The sequence below is a fragment of the Bradyrhizobium huanghuaihaiense genome, from assembly GCF_007830635.1.
Lineage (GTDB): Bacteria > Pseudomonadota > Alphaproteobacteria > Rhizobiales > Xanthobacteraceae > Bradyrhizobium > Bradyrhizobium huanghuaihaiense.
Map to the genome: position 1 here is coordinate 18,933 of NZ_VLLA01000022.1, position 12,595 is coordinate 31,527.

A 12,595-nucleotide genomic window follows, 5' to 3' on the forward strand; every position below is an offset into this window, starting at 1 on the left:
TCTTTCGACTCAAAAGATAACACTCCCGGTTGCGACGCATAGACAAAAAAGAGATTCGCCGGGACCTATGAACAGCTTGCACAGCCGCGAATCAAACTAACGCCTCAATTACCGACGAAGGGCCCGAGGGTTTCGCCGATGTCATGGCGGATGACGAGATCGGCGATGTCGTCCTGCTCTGTCGGCTCGCGATTGATGATCACCAAACGTGCACCGGAGTTCTTCGCCATCATCGGAAAGCCGGCCGCCGGCCATACGACGAGCGAGGAACCGATCGCGATGAAGAGGTTGCAATGCTGCGACAGCTCGGTTGCGCGCTGCATTTCATCTTCAGGCATCATCTGGCCGAACGAGATCGTGGCCGTCTTCACCGGCTCGTCACACACGGTACAGTTGGGCGCGGCGCCGTCTTCGTCGAATCGTCGCTTCACCCAGTCGAGCTGATAGGACTGCCCACATCCGATGCAGCGCGCATAGGTGGTATTTCCGTGAAGCTCAATCACGTGCTCGCTGGCGAAACCCGAGGCCTGGTGCAGATTGTCGATGTTCTGGGTGATGATCGCGGGAACCTTGCCGGCGCGGTAGAGCGATGCCAGCGCGCGATGGCCGCGGCCGGGCTTGGCCGCCGCGAAAACCTCCTCCATTGCGAAGCGGCGGCGCCAGGATTCGTCGCGCGCTGACTGGCTGGCGACAAACTCGCCGAACTCGATCGGGCGGTAACGCGTCCAAATTCCACCCGGCGAGCGGAAGTCTGGGATACCGCATTCGGTCGAGATGCCGGCGCCGGTGAACGGCACGATGGTCTTGGCTTCGGCGATCATGTCGCCGAGCCGTTCGACGCCGCTGCGAAGATCTGATGCAATCATGGGCCAGCCATCCTGACTTTCGTGCATGGCTCTATAGCATGGCCCACGCCGGACGTTGCCGTCATCTCGCCAGGCGCGCCCTGCCCTGCTGCAGATTCGGCGCGCGTCAGGCTGCCGTTTGCTAGCTGCGTCGCACCCAAGCGACAAGATTGCTGACGCTCTTATCCACGGCGAACAAAACGCGCGGAGAGAAGTGCGCTCGGCAATTTTTTCCGCCCGTCGCTTATCACAATCCTGCAATGCCTCCTCCCCATTGACGCCCCAATCAGAAGCGCCAATGCATGTGTTGAATGCGACTCAGCGCGATGCGGCGGCAGCGCTTGAGTAAACACGTAGACATTAGTCCCGTAGAAAAAGTCCAAGTGCGAACAGAGGGGATGGACATGACCGAAGACGAACAACGCAAGATCCGCGAACGCGAAGAGATCGCCGCCCGTGTCGCCGCCTTCCGTGCCACCCAGGAGAAATTCAAGCGCGAGCGCGAAGAGTATTTCGTGTCGACGCTCGAGAATGCCCGCAAGGTGGAACGGCCCTCGCTCTGGCCGTAAGACACGTCAGATCAATACGCATGAAGAAGCCCGGAGCATCGCTCCGGGCTTTTCGCGTTATTGAACCCTTACCAGTGGCGATAGTAGTGGCGCCGATAATACGGGCCGCCGTCATAGGCGTACGGGCCCGATCCGTAATAATAGCTCGGCCCGTCATAGTAGCCGTAGCCCGGTCCGTAATAGCCGTACGGATGCGACGCGGCGACCGCGCCCGCGGTGATCGCGCCGGCGGCAAGGCCGAACGCCAGGCCCGGACCGATGCCGCGTCCGCGCGCCTCGGCAGGGGCAGGAGCCGCGACCGCGGTCACGCCGACGGCTGCGACGGTGGCGAGAACTGCCAGTGTCTTTTTCATGATCTCCTCCTTCGCAACAGGAAGCACAACGCCGGCCGCCTGCGATGGTTGCGCGCGCGGCGGAACCGAGGGCTGTCAAAAAAATGGCGGCGAAGGCGGAACGAAGTCGCATCGCTCGCATTAAGACTGCAAGTGCAGAGCCTCCGCTATCCGGTAGAGGCAAAAGCACGGAAGCCCCGTCAGTATCCTCCGCGATGCTGGCGGGGTTTTCAGTTCCACGGGAGCAAATGGCAGCAGACGCTAATTGCTGCCAGCGGGGCGGATGCCGAGGAGGAAGGATTGCCGATATCCGCTTTGCTGGCCCGTATCCGCAGGCTCGTTCCCAAATCCGATGATCAGCATTACGAGCAGATCGTGCGCAATTTCGGTGTCGGCGCGCTGCGCCCGCCGCCGACGCCGATGAGCGACGGCGAGCTCGCGCGGGCCATCGCCGAGTTCCTCAAGGACCACCCCTCATCCGAATCCGTCGCGGCCCTCGGCCGGCGGCTCGACCCCACATCCCGGCTCTAGCCGGGATTTTTCTCGCCCGGGCGGAACAAGCGGCCCTTGCGCACGTTGAGGTTGTCTTCACGAAAAGCGAGGCCCGACATGCCCGCCTGGCTCGAAGTTCTGCTCAACCTGTCCGGCTTCGCCGGCTTCGTGGCGCTTGCGACCCGCGGCGCGTCGTGCGGCGATGCGCAAGCGACCGACCCGAGCCACACCGACGAGCGCTAATTGGCGCGCGGCGCCTGGCCCGCCGTGCGCACCAGCCTGTCGGCCTTGACCGCGAGGCGGATGTCCTCGGCTTGCGGCCGCAGCGAGAAGCTGATCACCACGAAAGCGAGGCAGAACAGCGAGCCGACGATGGCGACCCGCCGGTAGGTGTGCCGATCGCCTTGATAAAAGGACGGTTCTGAAAAAGGCGTCATGACGTCGATCTTGGAAAAGTTGCTTCTTGGCGAAGCCGTTTCTTGCTTGTCTTTCCGAGATACCTACTCCAGTGCGCGGCGATCGCAACGCGATTGGGCTTTTAACCTAACCGAATAGGGTTATCGGCTTGCGCGCAAGCTTTCGTTAGGAATTCGCGCAGGCGCTGTTGCACTGTGGGCTCGTTGGCGATCGACCTGCATTCGCCGTCCGGCTTTGTTCCAGATTCGACTCCACTTCGTTCTCGAAGAACGAATCGGAATCGAAGAAACCGGCGCGGAGCAACTCTTAACAAGAGATGTGGATCGTGCGCGCGAATGGCCGGTCATCGCGTCCCGAGCGCGTTCGCTGCGCCACATGCAGCACCGATGGGAGGTCTCGGCTTTCGCATCGGGATTCGGGCAACCGCGACTTGTTCTGCATCCGACTCCATTTCGTTCTCGAAGAACGAATCGGAGTCGAGAAAATCAGCGCGCAGCGTTTCCTAACGATCGATGAAGTTGCGCGGCGCGGCTGCATCGGCGCCAGATGACTTCGGCGGCACGAATGTCGAGACGACCGCGAACACGATCACGATCTCGCGGCAGGGTTCGCATCGAAAGCTGTTGGACGCACGCCCGCGCCTCGGCGATATCAGATCAAGCGCGCGCCACCAGAACGCGAGCGCGCCTGCCGGATGTCGTCGATGTCGGGCAAACGTCCTTCAGGCCGCTCGCCTGGCCTTGCCCTTCTCGGAAAAGCATTCGAGGATCTGGATGCGGAGCTCTTCCGCGGCGGGGCCTTCGACCTTCCTGAGCTCGTTCCAGAGCCGGATCACTTCGCGCTGTTTTTCGACGGTCATGAGTCACCTCCAGGATGACCTCACTAGAACAAAAAGAGAACATATAGTCCAGCCCTTCCGCGAGATTTCCCGTGCAATTCTTTTGAACCTTCTGGGCGCTGCGGAGACTCACGAAAGCTGGGGATTTCAGCGCCCAGTCAACATCGCAGCGCCGCCTGACGAAGATACTCCGTCACCGCGGCGCTGTTGATTTTTGGATTTTCAACCTTAAGTTTGGGGTATGACTGACGGCCAGGCGCTGAAATCCCATCGCCGTCAGTTTGGAAAGCCCCGCGCGCATCGCGCGGGGTTTTTCTTTTGAGCCGAGCACGATCTCTTCGTCAGACCGTGAACCTTTTGGCAGGCTGGCGCGTCTAACTATTAGAAGCTTCCCCCAAGGCTTCCCCCATCAGAAAGCCCCGCTTCCCCCAGGCGGGGTTTTCGCTTTCTATGGACGGCGCGAGGCCGGCCGCGCTTCAAATCAAAAAGCGAAAGCCCCGTTCCGAATCCATCGGAACGGGGCTTTGGGCACGCAAAGGCAGCGCGCGAGCGCCGGATCAGACGGCGTCCTTGGCCACCTTCAGCGGCGAGGCCTTGACCGACTTGCTCGCCGGCTTGGCCGCAAACTGCATCGGCTCCTTGGTGAAGGGATTGACGCCCATCCGCGCTTCGGTCGCCGGCTTGTTCACGACCGACATCTTCACGAAACCGGGAATAACGAACTCGCCGGACTCGTTGAGCTCCTTGTAGCCCACGGTGGCCATGTACTCGATGACCGACTTCACGTCGTTCTTCGAGAGCTGCGTGCCCTCGGCAATCGCATCGATCAACTGAGTCTTGGTCATCTTCGCCATGTCTGGAATCCTTCTGAATTGGGTGGGCGTGAGCGTTGAGGTCACTCTGCCGGGCACATGACAAAACCGCGCAGCGCGCTTCGTGGTCATGCCGGCGGTCAGGAAGTCACCGGGCTTAGAACCTATCGAGCCCGAAAACGCAAGCCGCAGTTTCACGTGATTCCCGTCACTTTTTGCTCGCGGGCGACGCTGTTGATATACGCCGCCGGCGGCTTGCCCAGCGCCTTCCTGAACATCGTGATGAAGGCCGTGACCGATTCATAGCCGAGCGCGGCCGAGACCTGCTGCACGCTCGCGCCCGCCGCGAGCTCGCGGATCGCGACGATCAGATGCAGCTGCTGGCGCCAGCGTCCGAAGGTCAGCCCGGTCTCCTTCGCCACGAGACGCGCAAGGCTGCTCTCGCTGAGCGCGAGCTGGCCCGCCCATTGCGCCAGCGTGCGACGGTCTGCGGGATTGTCCGCGAGCGCAGCGGCGATCCGCTTCAACCGCGGCTCGTCGGAGAACGGCAGATGCAGCTGCTGCACCGGCATGCGCGGCAGCTCGCCGAGCAGCACGCCGATCAGGCGCTCCCGCCTCGCCTCGTCATGCTGCGCGCCGTCAGACAACTCAATGATCAACTCGCGCAGCAAGGGCGAGATCGAAATGGTGCAGCAGCAGTCCGGCAGATCGACCAGCTCCGGCTCGACATACACGAAGAACAGCCGCGCATTCGCCGTGGCGCGATTGCTGTGCGCCATGGCACCAGGAATCCAGACCGCGCAATGCGGCGGCACCATCCACAGGCCATCAGGAACGCGGCAGGTGACGCCGCCGCCGAACGAGACCACGAGCTGCCCCTTGCGATGGCTGTGATCGGGCACCTCGCCTTTCGTGCCGTCCGCATCGACGCGCACGGCAATCACCGGCGCGGACCGGTCGTCCACATCGAGGTCGAGCCAGGGATAACGAAGCGGCTGTCGCATCTTTGACTGTTTTTGACGATCGATTGCGATAATACGCAAATTCATCCAATGGGAAAATCGATAAATCCAAGGTCGCCCCGAACAGGAGATGCGACCGTGCCCGCCCTCACCGTCCCCAAAGCCGCCGACCTGGGCGCGCTCGTTCGCACTCAGGCCGGTCATGTGCGTGGCCGGGAGCGCGACGAAAACGGCGTGCTGGCGTTCAAGGGCATCCGCTACGCCGCCCCGCCGGTTGGGCCGCTGCGCTGGCGCGCACCGCAGCCGCCGTCTCCCTGGCAGGGTGTGCGCGATGCGCTCACCTTCGGCGCGGGATGTCTCTCCTCGCTCGAGAATGATCCTCGCCCGGGCCCGCGCAACGAGGACTGCCTCACGCTGAATGTCTGGACCGCTGCGACAGAGGTGGACGAGAAGCGGCCGGTGATGGTGTGGATCCACGGCGGCGGCTTTCAATTCGGCGCCTCGGCCAATCCCGCCACCGATGGCCGCCTATTGGCGGCCAAGGGCGTCGTCGTCGTCAGCTTCAACTATCGCCTCGGCGTCCTCGGCTTCCTTGCCCATCCCGATCTCGATGCCGAAGCGCCATCAGGCAATTACGGCCTGCAGGATCAGCTCGCGGCGCTGCGCTGGGTGAAGGCCAACATCGCGGCGTTCGGCGGCGATCCGGACAACGTCACCTTGTTCGGCGAATCCGCGGGCGCCATGGCCGTCGGCATCCTGATGGGCTCGCCGCTCGCCCATGGCCTGTTTCACAAAGCCATCGGCCAGAGCGGCGCGTTCTGGGATGGCCGCCATGGGCCGTTGCTAGGTTTCGACGAAGCCCGCGCACGCGGCCTCGCCTTCGCGCGCCGGCAAGCCGACGCATCGATCGCAGCCTTGCGCACCCTGCCCGCCGACCAGTTGATCGCCGCCGCGCCCTGGAGTTTTGCGCGCGACCACGTCACGGCCGCGTTCTCACCGAGCATCGATCGTCATGTGATTCCGGATGTGCCCGCGCGGCGCTTCCTGCACGGCGAGCACATGCACATCCCGCTGCTGGCCGGCTGGAACGGCGCAGAGGAATTCCCGTTCATGGCGCGATCTCTCCCTGCGCAATCCGCGCAAGCCTTTCGCAGCTCGGCCGAAGCGATGTTCGGCAAGGCCCGCCTTGCGGATTTTCTAAAGCTTTATCCTGCCGACACCGGCGCCGAGGCCAAGGCGTCCGCCGCCGCACTCACGGGCGACATGGTGATCGGTGAGCAATGCTGGCAATGGCTGCGGCTGCATCGCGCAAGCCGCGGCGCGCCGACCTACGGCTACCATTTCAATTACACCTCGCCCTACACGCCGATCGCCTCGCACGTCACCGAGATCCCCTTCGTGTTCGGCACGCTGACACCGCAGCAGATCGTCGGTAGCACCACGCCGCCGGCCGAGGCCGACCGGGCGCTGTCGCAGACGATGATGAGCTATTGGGTGAATTTCGCCACCCGCGGCAATCCCAACGGGCCCGGACTGCCGGCCTGGCCCGCCTATGATGCGACCGACATCGTGCAGATACTGGGCATGACGATCGAGCCCGGCTCCAATCCGCAAGCCGATCGCTTCGCTTTCCTCGGCAGTTTCAGGGAGAACGGCGCGCTTCCGATGCGCTGGCGGGAGATCGCATAGACGTTCGTTAGACGCCCTCGCGCACCATCTCGCCGACAGCGCAGCCCAGGATGAGCGACACCGTCACCGGCCATGCCGCCGCCATGGCAACAACGGCGCCAAAGCGGACATCTCTGTTGGGGCGATCGTAGGAATCCATCGCCGCGAAAGCGAACAGGGCGATCAGGGCACCAATCGCGTATTTCTTCTTCCAGCTCATGGGATCAAGACCTTCTGATGCGCGATTGGTCGCGCCGGCCTTCGGGCTGGTTCATCTGCGCCGCCGCCGGCGGAGGGCTCCAGGGAGTCACCTCACCGTGAAACTTGTGATGAGAGGCGCCTTGTTGAGACTTCAGTAACCTAACGCATCCAAGCTTCCATCAGGTATCGTTGCGTTGGAGTATCCCACAGTGCTGGATTTTGACGAGCTGCGTGAACTCGCAGCCGATGTTCGCGTTTTTGTCGATGTCGCCGAGGACAAGGCCGAGGCGCTGAGAGCCGTGATTGCGGCCTATGACGTGGTGCTGGCGATCTTCCCGTCCGCGGAAGGCATGGGCCTGCACGTGATCAAGGGCAAGGAGATCCTGGACCGGATCGCGACATCGCGGACCCATGCGATCTACAGCCACACGGCCATCGCGGTGCCCGATCTCGAGCATGCGAAAGCGCTCAAGTACCTGACGACACCCGTCGCGCAGCGGATGGCCGCGTAGCCTGAGAATGAGTTCGCGAGACCGCCGCTCGATGCGGCGGTCGGCGGCCTCGCATGGTGTGGAGGCAGTTCGAACGATCAGCTGCCGGGCGCGCTGTAGGACGAGCGCAACTTGGCTGCATTCTGCCGCACCTGCTTGATCTCGTCCTGTGTGAACAGGCGCGTCAGCTTCACGTTCTGCAAGGTGCCCGCGGTGACGGTGAGGCCGGAGATGGCCGGCGCCGCGCTGGGATCAGGGACGTCGAAGATCACGAGAACGCCGGGGCCGTCGGCCGCGACGCTGTACATCGAGACCAGCTTTCCGCCGGCCGCCTCGACCAGCTTCCGCGCCGCTTCCTGACGATCGGTCGTGGGATTTTCCAAAATGGCATTGAGAGCGCGCGGCGTGTATTGCCCTGTAAGACAGAAATGCATGTGGGTTACTCCGTTCTGAAATGAAGACGCGCATCGCGACGATGCTGATCGTCGCGACGGTGGATCTGAAATAAATGGAGTACAGCGCCCGCCGTGGGCATAAACGCCGCCAGGTACTGACGAGGTTTCGGCACACCTCGTTGGCGGCTCGCAGGGAACATACCTCAGCGAGCGCGCGCGTGAAAGGCGGTTTCGAGAGCCGCCCCAAAATGGTGTCCACAAACCTCCCGAAGAATTTCTTCCGCCTGAAGGTCCCGTTAGGAACGCGGCCTCCGTATTCCCGTTGGCCAACACAACCAACCAGGAGTTCGAGATGAAGAAGATCCTCGTTGCCGCCGCCGCGCTCGGCCTGATGTGCGGCTCCGCCCTCGCCCAGACCCAGACCGGCCCCGCCCCGCAGTCCGACAACATGCAGAAGCCCGGCATGACCAAGCCGCACAAGGGCTCGACCAGCACGGGCACGACCGGCATGAGCCGCGACCGCATGGACAAGAGCGGAATGGTGCGGCCCGACGCATCGGGTCAGGGCGGCTCCGGCCCCGGCAGCGACCAGGGCGGCACCAAGACACGCAGCAACATGAAGTAAGCCGGTTTCCTGTACGGCTTGCTTCGCGGCCGCGTCGCTCCCCACAGGGCGGCGCGGCCATTGTCAATTGCGCGCACAGTCACCGCGTCGATCCCATCATGATCACGCCAGGCCCGACTGGCAGAAGGCTCCGGCTGTTGTATGGTCGGATGTTTCTCGCGAGGGGCTGATGAAGATTGCCATTGTTGTTGCCGGCTTGATCGTTGTTGCCATTGCCGCCCTCGTGGCGATTCAGCCAGGCTTTCTGAAGCCCGCCTCGCTCGCCAATGTGAAAAAGTCCGACATCCTCGGCTTCTCGCCCGGGATGACGTTCGAGGAGACCAACAAGGTCGTCACGCAACGCCGCTACCGCTGCCGCCAGCTTCGCGACACCTACACCCTCGAATGCGCGGTCGATGGTGCCAAGGTCACAATCGACAGCGACGCAGTTGACGCCAGGCATCCGATCTGGCGCGTCCATGCGGAGCTGAACAATCCGGGGGCGCAAGACGCCGCCGTCAAGTCGATCTCCGACCAGTTCAACGCCCAGCCGACCAAAGACGCCCGCGAGGGATGGACATGGATCGTCGGCCGTGGCTTGAGGCTGAGCTACGACGGCGCCGCCTTGACGCTCGTGGACGAGGCCGAGGAGGCCCGGCGCGGCAAGGACGGATCAAGGCGCTAGAGCATGATCCGAAATCCGCCGGGCTATTTCACTCCCGCATGTCCCTGGTCGCGAAGTGACATCCAAACGCCACCAGGGCCAGAGTGAACGATGAGCCGAGCAGGATTCGCAGAGCCAGTTCTGTCCCCTCGCTCACATACCTGACGTCGTGCCGGTGCGCGTAACGCTCGGGATGCGCGGCATCAGGTGCTTGCGGAGAGTTCGTCAGAAGCACGAGCCACGCGACGGTGCCGCAGATCGCTGCAACCCTCGCAACCCAGCCTAACCTCTGAAGCCAGCGCTTCATGCCTCCCTCAGCACCTTTACAGTGCTGAGAATGACGAAAGCACCCAGACCGTAGATGAGCGCATTCACGAGCCACGAAATGGCGATGCCCAGGAAGGTGGGTCCCCCGATCGCCCCCCAGAAGAAATACGCGACGGTGATGCCAGGCCACTCCAGCGAAAGATAAGCAAAGTCGGTCAGCGGCTCGATGGCGAGGAGCAGTGCCGAGACGAGCGCCCCGATGGCCAGCGCGATGATGAGGTTCGTCTTCACGGAGGGCATCAGAGACCCAGCAGCCCGGTGATAACAGGAATGAGGAAATAGGCGGCGATCCCGAGCAGGCCGCCTACGACAAAGCGTGCAGCGCGGCCGTGAATCTTCGTGTCCAGCCACGCGCAAACGGCCACCAAGGCCTGTCGCAGCCAGCTAACGACGATGCTTCCGACGAGATCAAACAGGAGTTCTGCAAGGAAAGCGGCCATGGCGGTTAGTCGCCCCCACCTTTGGCGGGGTTCAACTGCCGGGAGGTTGACGGCCTATTGTCCGGCAGCTGCTTTGTCTCGCCTCGCCGAGCGCCACGCGTCCCACATGAGCAGTCCATCGGATTTGTTGCCGTCCTCGAACTGTCGCGGAACGAGATTCCATGCCGCGAGCCCGAGATGGGCGAGTGCGATGGCCCAAAGCATCCTGTCGAGCCAATGCGGCTCGCCTGACAGGTAGAACGCGAGACTGGACATGCCGACGAGAAGATTGACGGCTATTCCCCCGGCGGCGAGCACCGCGGTCGTCAACGGGCCGCCGTCATATTCGTCATGCTCGACATAGCCGCTGAATGGGATGGCGTGGACCGCGAACGTGATCGCGCCAATTCGCCAGCCGAACAGTCGTCGCCCCTCCCCGATGACAACGCCCAGAATTGGGACGCCGGCAATTCGACCAAACAGAAGGTGACCAAGCTCATGCAGCACGACGGCAGAAACTGCAGCCAGTACCATCCGCCCCGTCAAGGTTGATACGAGGCCCTGGGCGATCAATTCCCAATTCATGCATGTTTCTCAAAAATTGGCCCCATTTGGCGCGATGCCAAGCCCCTCGATTCAGGCCTTCGTCGCCGCGAACTCCACCCGGGTTCATGATGCCGGCGATCCCGGCCTCGCATCGGCAAGGCATCTGAGACGATCATCGCAGACGATCTCGCATGCGCGCCACGCGTCTTGCGCTGGCGACTGGACGGGCTAGCATCCCCTGCAACCACAGGGCGCACGCAACGGACACACGACACCAACCAAGGGGGTTCGCTTGAGCGGCAGTGATCTCGACGCCATACGCAGTCAACTCGATGTCCTACACCTTGCAATGGGAGAATTTCTCACCGCATGCGCTCATCTCGAGAACAACCTTGCGGGTTTACTGCTCGTCTGTGACCGCGACAAAAAAACCATCGAGCAAACTTGGGAGGAGTTCCTGCCGCTCACGTTCGGGCAGCGCTTGAAACTTCTGATCGAGAAATGTGCAGCTGAACCATTCAGCGAAGAGCATCGCACAATCTTGGAGAAGGAGTTCGCACGCCTTAAGGAGTTAGTCCCGCAACGAAACCTGATCGTGCACGGCACGACGTTTCACTTTGGATTCGGAGAAGCACCCGTACAGACCTTTAGAGTTGGATCCCCAAAGAATAATACCAACTTCATGCGGGACTTTATTGACTCGAAGGGTGGCGCTGCACATTCCTTCACTGCGGAAAAGGTCCGGCAGCTCAGCGCGCTTTGCGATGATATCCGGGGTCATATAGCCAAGGTGATGATCGAAGCCCAGATGGAGCGCGCTAAGCTGGAGTCCGATAAGAGCCCTTAGCAGGCTCCAGAAACTTCTTTCATATATGAGGGGTAGAGCATGACGAATGGCGAGCCCGAAGCAGCCAAGTGCCGTGCGACCGCACCAATTCCAAGCGTTTCATAGAGGACCCTTCCGCGGACCTGCCTACAGAACCATTGCGACCCGAGAAATTTGTACTCTTCTCCGACAACGATTTTTCAGTTCGTCTTGAAGGCCCCATACTTGACGCCCCCGACATCGCAGGCTTGGACTCCGGCAATCGACCGTTGGCCATTTTTGGTCAGCTCGTATTTGTCGACGCGTTTTAGAAGCAGCATCAAACCAACTTCCGCGTGCTCTATGGCGACAAGCAGGGAGTGAGACGAACTTTTTGGGGGCCTACAGGCAACAGCTTCGACTAATTTGGAATTGAGGTGACAGTGCACTCAAATCACTCCAGCTGGAATTGGATGTACTGCCACCGTCCCCCCGTTGAGTGCGCAGCGTCGCCGGAACTCCTTCTTTATCCGCCGATCGATGTCGTTCGAATGCGGAACCAGAGATGCTGATCATCCGGGTTAGGGCCGGCCAATTTCCTATCTGCTACAAGCAATCGCTGGCCTACTGACAGCGATTTACATGTGTACGTCACCTTGCCGTTCAGCATGAAAGGACTATCGAGGGCGCGCTTCGTGCCCAAGGTGTCGTAGTCCAGGATCATAGTCCTGCGCGACTGAATAAGCGTGATCCACGTCCCCGCCTTCACGTCGATAATGGCTGCGCCGTTTTCAGCCTTGATAGATGGTGGATCGAATTTCCCTGTTCGGTCGGTACGTCCGACATATATCCAGGCTGTTTCGCCCGGCAGGCCCAGGCAACGAGTACAAGCATCGCCAGTTTGCGCATAGGCCAGCCCGGAGGCTGCGATTGCGGCTAGCACAGCAATGACCGGCATGTATGGACGCCCGGCGAACACGATCGGCTTTGACAAATCAACGTCGAACAGCCCTGGAATTTTGATCTTGCTTATCGTGCCACCACGCCACGCAACCAATGTAACGAGCGCAATGAATCCGAGTGCAGACGCTCCAATGGCAGGCGAAATCACGCACACCCAATTAAGGACCGAATCCCACAAGACAATTTCTCCTCCCCGGCAATGGCTCTACTTTAGAGCATTATCTATGATATTTGCAATCAGCATA

At 61.6% G+C, this 12,595-nt stretch carries 20 protein-coding genes; 8 read left to right on the forward strand and 12 right to left on the reverse strand.

What is annotated here, in order from left to right; translation table 11 throughout:
* Nucleotides 1-104: 104 nt before the first annotated feature.
* Nucleotides 105-866: an SIR2 family NAD-dependent protein deacylase gene (locus IQ16_RS33235; protein ID WP_026311813.1), complete on the reverse strand. Its 762-nt coding sequence runs from the start codon at nucleotides 864-866 to the stop codon at nucleotides 105-107.
* A 377-nt stretch (nucleotides 867-1,243) separates the two neighbouring features.
* Between IQ16_RS33235 and IQ16_RS45945 the strand changes: the two genes are divergently transcribed.
* Complete coding sequence (locus IQ16_RS45945; RefSeq protein WP_018641808.1) at nucleotides 1,244-1,414, forward strand: hypothetical protein; 171 nt, start codon at nucleotides 1,244-1,246, stop codon at nucleotides 1,412-1,414.
* A 68-nt stretch (nucleotides 1,415-1,482) separates the two neighbouring features.
* On the opposite strand, the gene IQ16_RS33240 is transcribed toward IQ16_RS45945, so the two are convergent.
* On the reverse strand, nucleotides 1,483-1,767 hold the full coding sequence (locus IQ16_RS33240) for a hypothetical protein (RefSeq protein ID WP_026311812.1): 285 nt from the start codon (nucleotides 1,765-1,767) through the stop codon (nucleotides 1,483-1,485).
* A gap of 294 nt (nucleotides 1,768-2,061) precedes the next feature.
* Between IQ16_RS33240 and IQ16_RS33245 the strand changes: the two genes are divergently transcribed.
* Both IQ16_RS33245 and IQ16_RS47365 read left to right on the forward strand, forming a co-directional pair.
* Nucleotides 2,062-2,277: a hypothetical protein gene (locus tag IQ16_RS33245; protein WP_244635974.1), complete on the forward strand. Its 216-nt coding sequence runs from the start codon at nucleotides 2,062-2,064 to the stop codon at nucleotides 2,275-2,277.
* Between the two features lie 78 nt (nucleotides 2,278-2,355).
* The gene (locus tag IQ16_RS47365) at nucleotides 2,356-2,481 is read left to right on the forward strand and encodes a hypothetical protein (RefSeq protein WP_018641805.1); all 126 of its coding nucleotides are present in this window, start codon (nucleotides 2,356-2,358) and stop codon (nucleotides 2,479-2,481) included.
* On the opposite strand, the gene IQ16_RS33250 is transcribed toward IQ16_RS47365, so the two are convergent.
* From IQ16_RS33250 to IQ16_RS33265, 4 genes are all read right to left on the reverse strand, one after another.
* Nucleotides 2,478-2,675 (reverse strand): hypothetical protein, encoded by a 198-nt coding sequence (locus tag IQ16_RS33250; protein WP_018641804.1) that lies wholly within the window; start codon nucleotides 2,673-2,675, stop codon nucleotides 2,478-2,480. The genes IQ16_RS47365 and IQ16_RS33250 overlap by 4 nt on opposite strands.
* 701 nt (nucleotides 2,676-3,376) lie before the next feature.
* Nucleotides 3,377-3,514, reverse strand: coding sequence for a hypothetical protein (locus IQ16_RS45950; RefSeq protein ID WP_018641802.1), 138 nt, complete (start codon nucleotides 3,512-3,514; stop codon nucleotides 3,377-3,379).
* Between the two features lie 536 nt (nucleotides 3,515-4,050).
* Nucleotides 4,051-4,347, reverse strand: coding sequence for an HU family DNA-binding protein (locus tag IQ16_RS33260; RefSeq protein WP_018323108.1), 297 nt, complete (start codon nucleotides 4,345-4,347; stop codon nucleotides 4,051-4,053).
* Nucleotides 4,348-4,499: 152 nt separating this feature from the next.
* Nucleotides 4,500-5,309 carry an AraC family transcriptional regulator gene (locus IQ16_RS33265; RefSeq protein ID WP_018641800.1) on the reverse strand — a complete coding sequence of 270 codons (810 nt, stop codon included), beginning with the start codon at nucleotides 5,307-5,309 and terminating at the stop codon, nucleotides 4,500-4,502.
* Nucleotides 5,310-5,405: 96 nt separating this feature from the next.
* On the opposite strand from IQ16_RS33265, the gene IQ16_RS33270 reads away from it, so the two are divergent.
* Complete coding sequence (locus IQ16_RS33270; RefSeq protein ID WP_018641799.1) at nucleotides 5,406-6,956, forward strand: carboxylesterase/lipase family protein; 1,551 nt, start codon at nucleotides 5,406-5,408, stop codon at nucleotides 6,954-6,956.
* A gap of 7 nt (nucleotides 6,957-6,963) precedes the next feature.
* Here IQ16_RS33270 and IQ16_RS33275 read toward each other — a convergent pair whose 3' ends face one another.
* Nucleotides 6,964-7,155, reverse strand: coding sequence for a hypothetical protein (locus IQ16_RS33275; protein ID WP_018641798.1), 192 nt, complete (start codon nucleotides 7,153-7,155; stop codon nucleotides 6,964-6,966).
* 190 nt (nucleotides 7,156-7,345) lie between these two features.
* On the opposite strand from IQ16_RS33275, the gene IQ16_RS33280 reads away from it, so the two are divergent.
* Nucleotides 7,346-7,648: a hypothetical protein gene (locus IQ16_RS33280; protein WP_018641797.1), complete on the forward strand. Its 303-nt coding sequence runs from the start codon at nucleotides 7,346-7,348 to the stop codon at nucleotides 7,646-7,648.
* 77 nt (nucleotides 7,649-7,725) lie between these two features.
* Here the strand turns inward: IQ16_RS33280 and IQ16_RS33285 are convergent, their stop codons facing one another.
* Nucleotides 7,726-8,061 carry a GYD domain-containing protein gene (locus IQ16_RS33285; RefSeq protein ID WP_018641796.1) on the reverse strand — a complete coding sequence of 112 codons (336 nt, stop codon included), beginning with the start codon at nucleotides 8,059-8,061 and terminating at the stop codon, nucleotides 7,726-7,728.
* Between the two features lie 313 nt (nucleotides 8,062-8,374).
* Between IQ16_RS33285 and IQ16_RS33290 the strand changes: the two genes are divergently transcribed.
* A complete protein-coding gene (locus IQ16_RS33290; RefSeq protein WP_026311810.1) occupies nucleotides 8,375-8,647 on the forward strand; it encodes a hypothetical protein in 273 nt (90 codons plus the stop codon).
* Between the two features lie 169 nt (nucleotides 8,648-8,816).
* Entirely contained in the window at nucleotides 8,817-9,311 is a 495-nt protein-coding gene (locus tag IQ16_RS33295) for a hypothetical protein (protein WP_018641794.1), read from the forward strand.
* Between the two features lie 282 nt (nucleotides 9,312-9,593).
* Here the strand turns inward: IQ16_RS33295 and IQ16_RS33305 are convergent, their stop codons facing one another.
* From IQ16_RS33305 to IQ16_RS33315, 3 genes are read right to left on the reverse strand one after another with little or no spacing between them, the layout of a single operon-like run.
* Nucleotides 9,594-9,857: a hypothetical protein gene (locus IQ16_RS33305; RefSeq protein ID WP_018641792.1), complete on the reverse strand. Its 264-nt coding sequence runs from the start codon at nucleotides 9,855-9,857 to the stop codon at nucleotides 9,594-9,596.
* Complete coding sequence (locus tag IQ16_RS33310; protein WP_018641791.1) at nucleotides 9,857-10,057, reverse strand: hypothetical protein; 201 nt, start codon at nucleotides 10,055-10,057, stop codon at nucleotides 9,857-9,859. Before IQ16_RS33310 ends, IQ16_RS33305 begins: the two co-directional genes overlap by 1 nt.
* A 54-nt stretch (nucleotides 10,058-10,111) precedes the next feature.
* On the reverse strand, nucleotides 10,112-10,621 hold the full coding sequence (locus IQ16_RS33315; RefSeq protein ID WP_018641790.1) for a site-2 protease family protein: 510 nt from the start codon (nucleotides 10,619-10,621) through the stop codon (nucleotides 10,112-10,114).
* A 253-nt stretch (nucleotides 10,622-10,874) separates the two neighbouring features.
* On the opposite strand from IQ16_RS33315, the gene IQ16_RS33320 reads away from it, so the two are divergent.
* On the forward strand, nucleotides 10,875-11,429 hold the full coding sequence (locus IQ16_RS33320) for a hypothetical protein (protein ID WP_026311809.1): 555 nt from the start codon (nucleotides 10,875-10,877) through the stop codon (nucleotides 11,427-11,429).
* 484 nt (nucleotides 11,430-11,913) lie between these two features.
* On the opposite strand, the gene IQ16_RS33325 is transcribed toward IQ16_RS33320, so the two are convergent.
* Complete coding sequence (locus IQ16_RS33325) at nucleotides 11,914-12,528, reverse strand: hypothetical protein (RefSeq protein ID WP_018641787.1); 615 nt, start codon at nucleotides 12,526-12,528, stop codon at nucleotides 11,914-11,916.
* Between the last annotated feature and the right edge of the window lie 67 nt (nucleotides 12,529-12,595).

Excerpts from the sequence above, each read along its gene's own strand:
- IQ16_RS33235 (WP_026311813.1), bottom strand. The coding sequence starts at position 866 with ATGATTGCATCAGATCTTCGCAGCGGCGTCGAACGGCTCGGCGACATG.
- IQ16_RS45945 (WP_018641808.1), top strand. The coding sequence starts at position 1,244 with ATGGACATGACCGAAGACGAACAACGCAAGATCCGCGAACGCGAAGAG.
- IQ16_RS33240 (WP_026311812.1), bottom strand. The coding sequence starts at position 1,767 with ATGAAAAAGACACTGGCAGTTCTCGCCACCGTCGCAGCCGTCGGCGTG.
- IQ16_RS47365 (WP_018641805.1), top strand. The coding sequence starts at position 2,356 with ATGCCCGCCTGGCTCGAAGTTCTGCTCAACCTGTCCGGCTTCGCCGGC.
- IQ16_RS33250 (WP_018641804.1), bottom strand. The coding sequence starts at position 2,675 with ATGACGCCTTTTTCAGAACCGTCCTTTTATCAAGGCGATCGGCACACC.
- IQ16_RS45950 (WP_018641802.1), bottom strand. The coding sequence starts at position 3,514 with ATGACCGTCGAAAAACAGCGCGAAGTGATCCGGCTCTGGAACGAGCTC.
- IQ16_RS33260 (WP_018323108.1), bottom strand. The coding sequence starts at position 4,347 with ATGGCGAAGATGACCAAGACTCAGTTGATCGATGCGATTGCCGAGGGC.
- IQ16_RS33265 (WP_018641800.1), bottom strand. The coding sequence starts at position 5,309 with ATGCGACAGCCGCTTCGTTATCCCTGGCTCGACCTCGATGTGGACGAC.
- IQ16_RS33275 (WP_018641798.1), bottom strand. The coding sequence starts at position 7,155 with ATGAGCTGGAAGAAGAAATACGCGATTGGTGCCCTGATCGCCCTGTTC.
- IQ16_RS33285 (WP_018641796.1), bottom strand. The coding sequence starts at position 8,061 with ATGCATTTCTGTCTTACAGGGCAATACACGCCGCGCGCTCTCAATGCC.
- IQ16_RS33290 (WP_026311810.1), top strand. The coding sequence starts at position 8,375 with ATGAAGAAGATCCTCGTTGCCGCCGCCGCGCTCGGCCTGATGTGCGGC.
- IQ16_RS33295 (WP_018641794.1), top strand. The coding sequence starts at position 8,817 with ATGAAGATTGCCATTGTTGTTGCCGGCTTGATCGTTGTTGCCATTGCC.
- IQ16_RS33305 (WP_018641792.1), bottom strand. The coding sequence starts at position 9,857 with ATGCCCTCCGTGAAGACGAACCTCATCATCGCGCTGGCCATCGGGGCG.
- IQ16_RS33310 (WP_018641791.1), bottom strand. The coding sequence starts at position 10,057 with ATGGCCGCTTTCCTTGCAGAACTCCTGTTTGATCTCGTCGGAAGCATC.
- IQ16_RS33315 (WP_018641790.1), bottom strand. The coding sequence starts at position 10,621 with ATGAATTGGGAATTGATCGCCCAGGGCCTCGTATCAACCTTGACGGGG.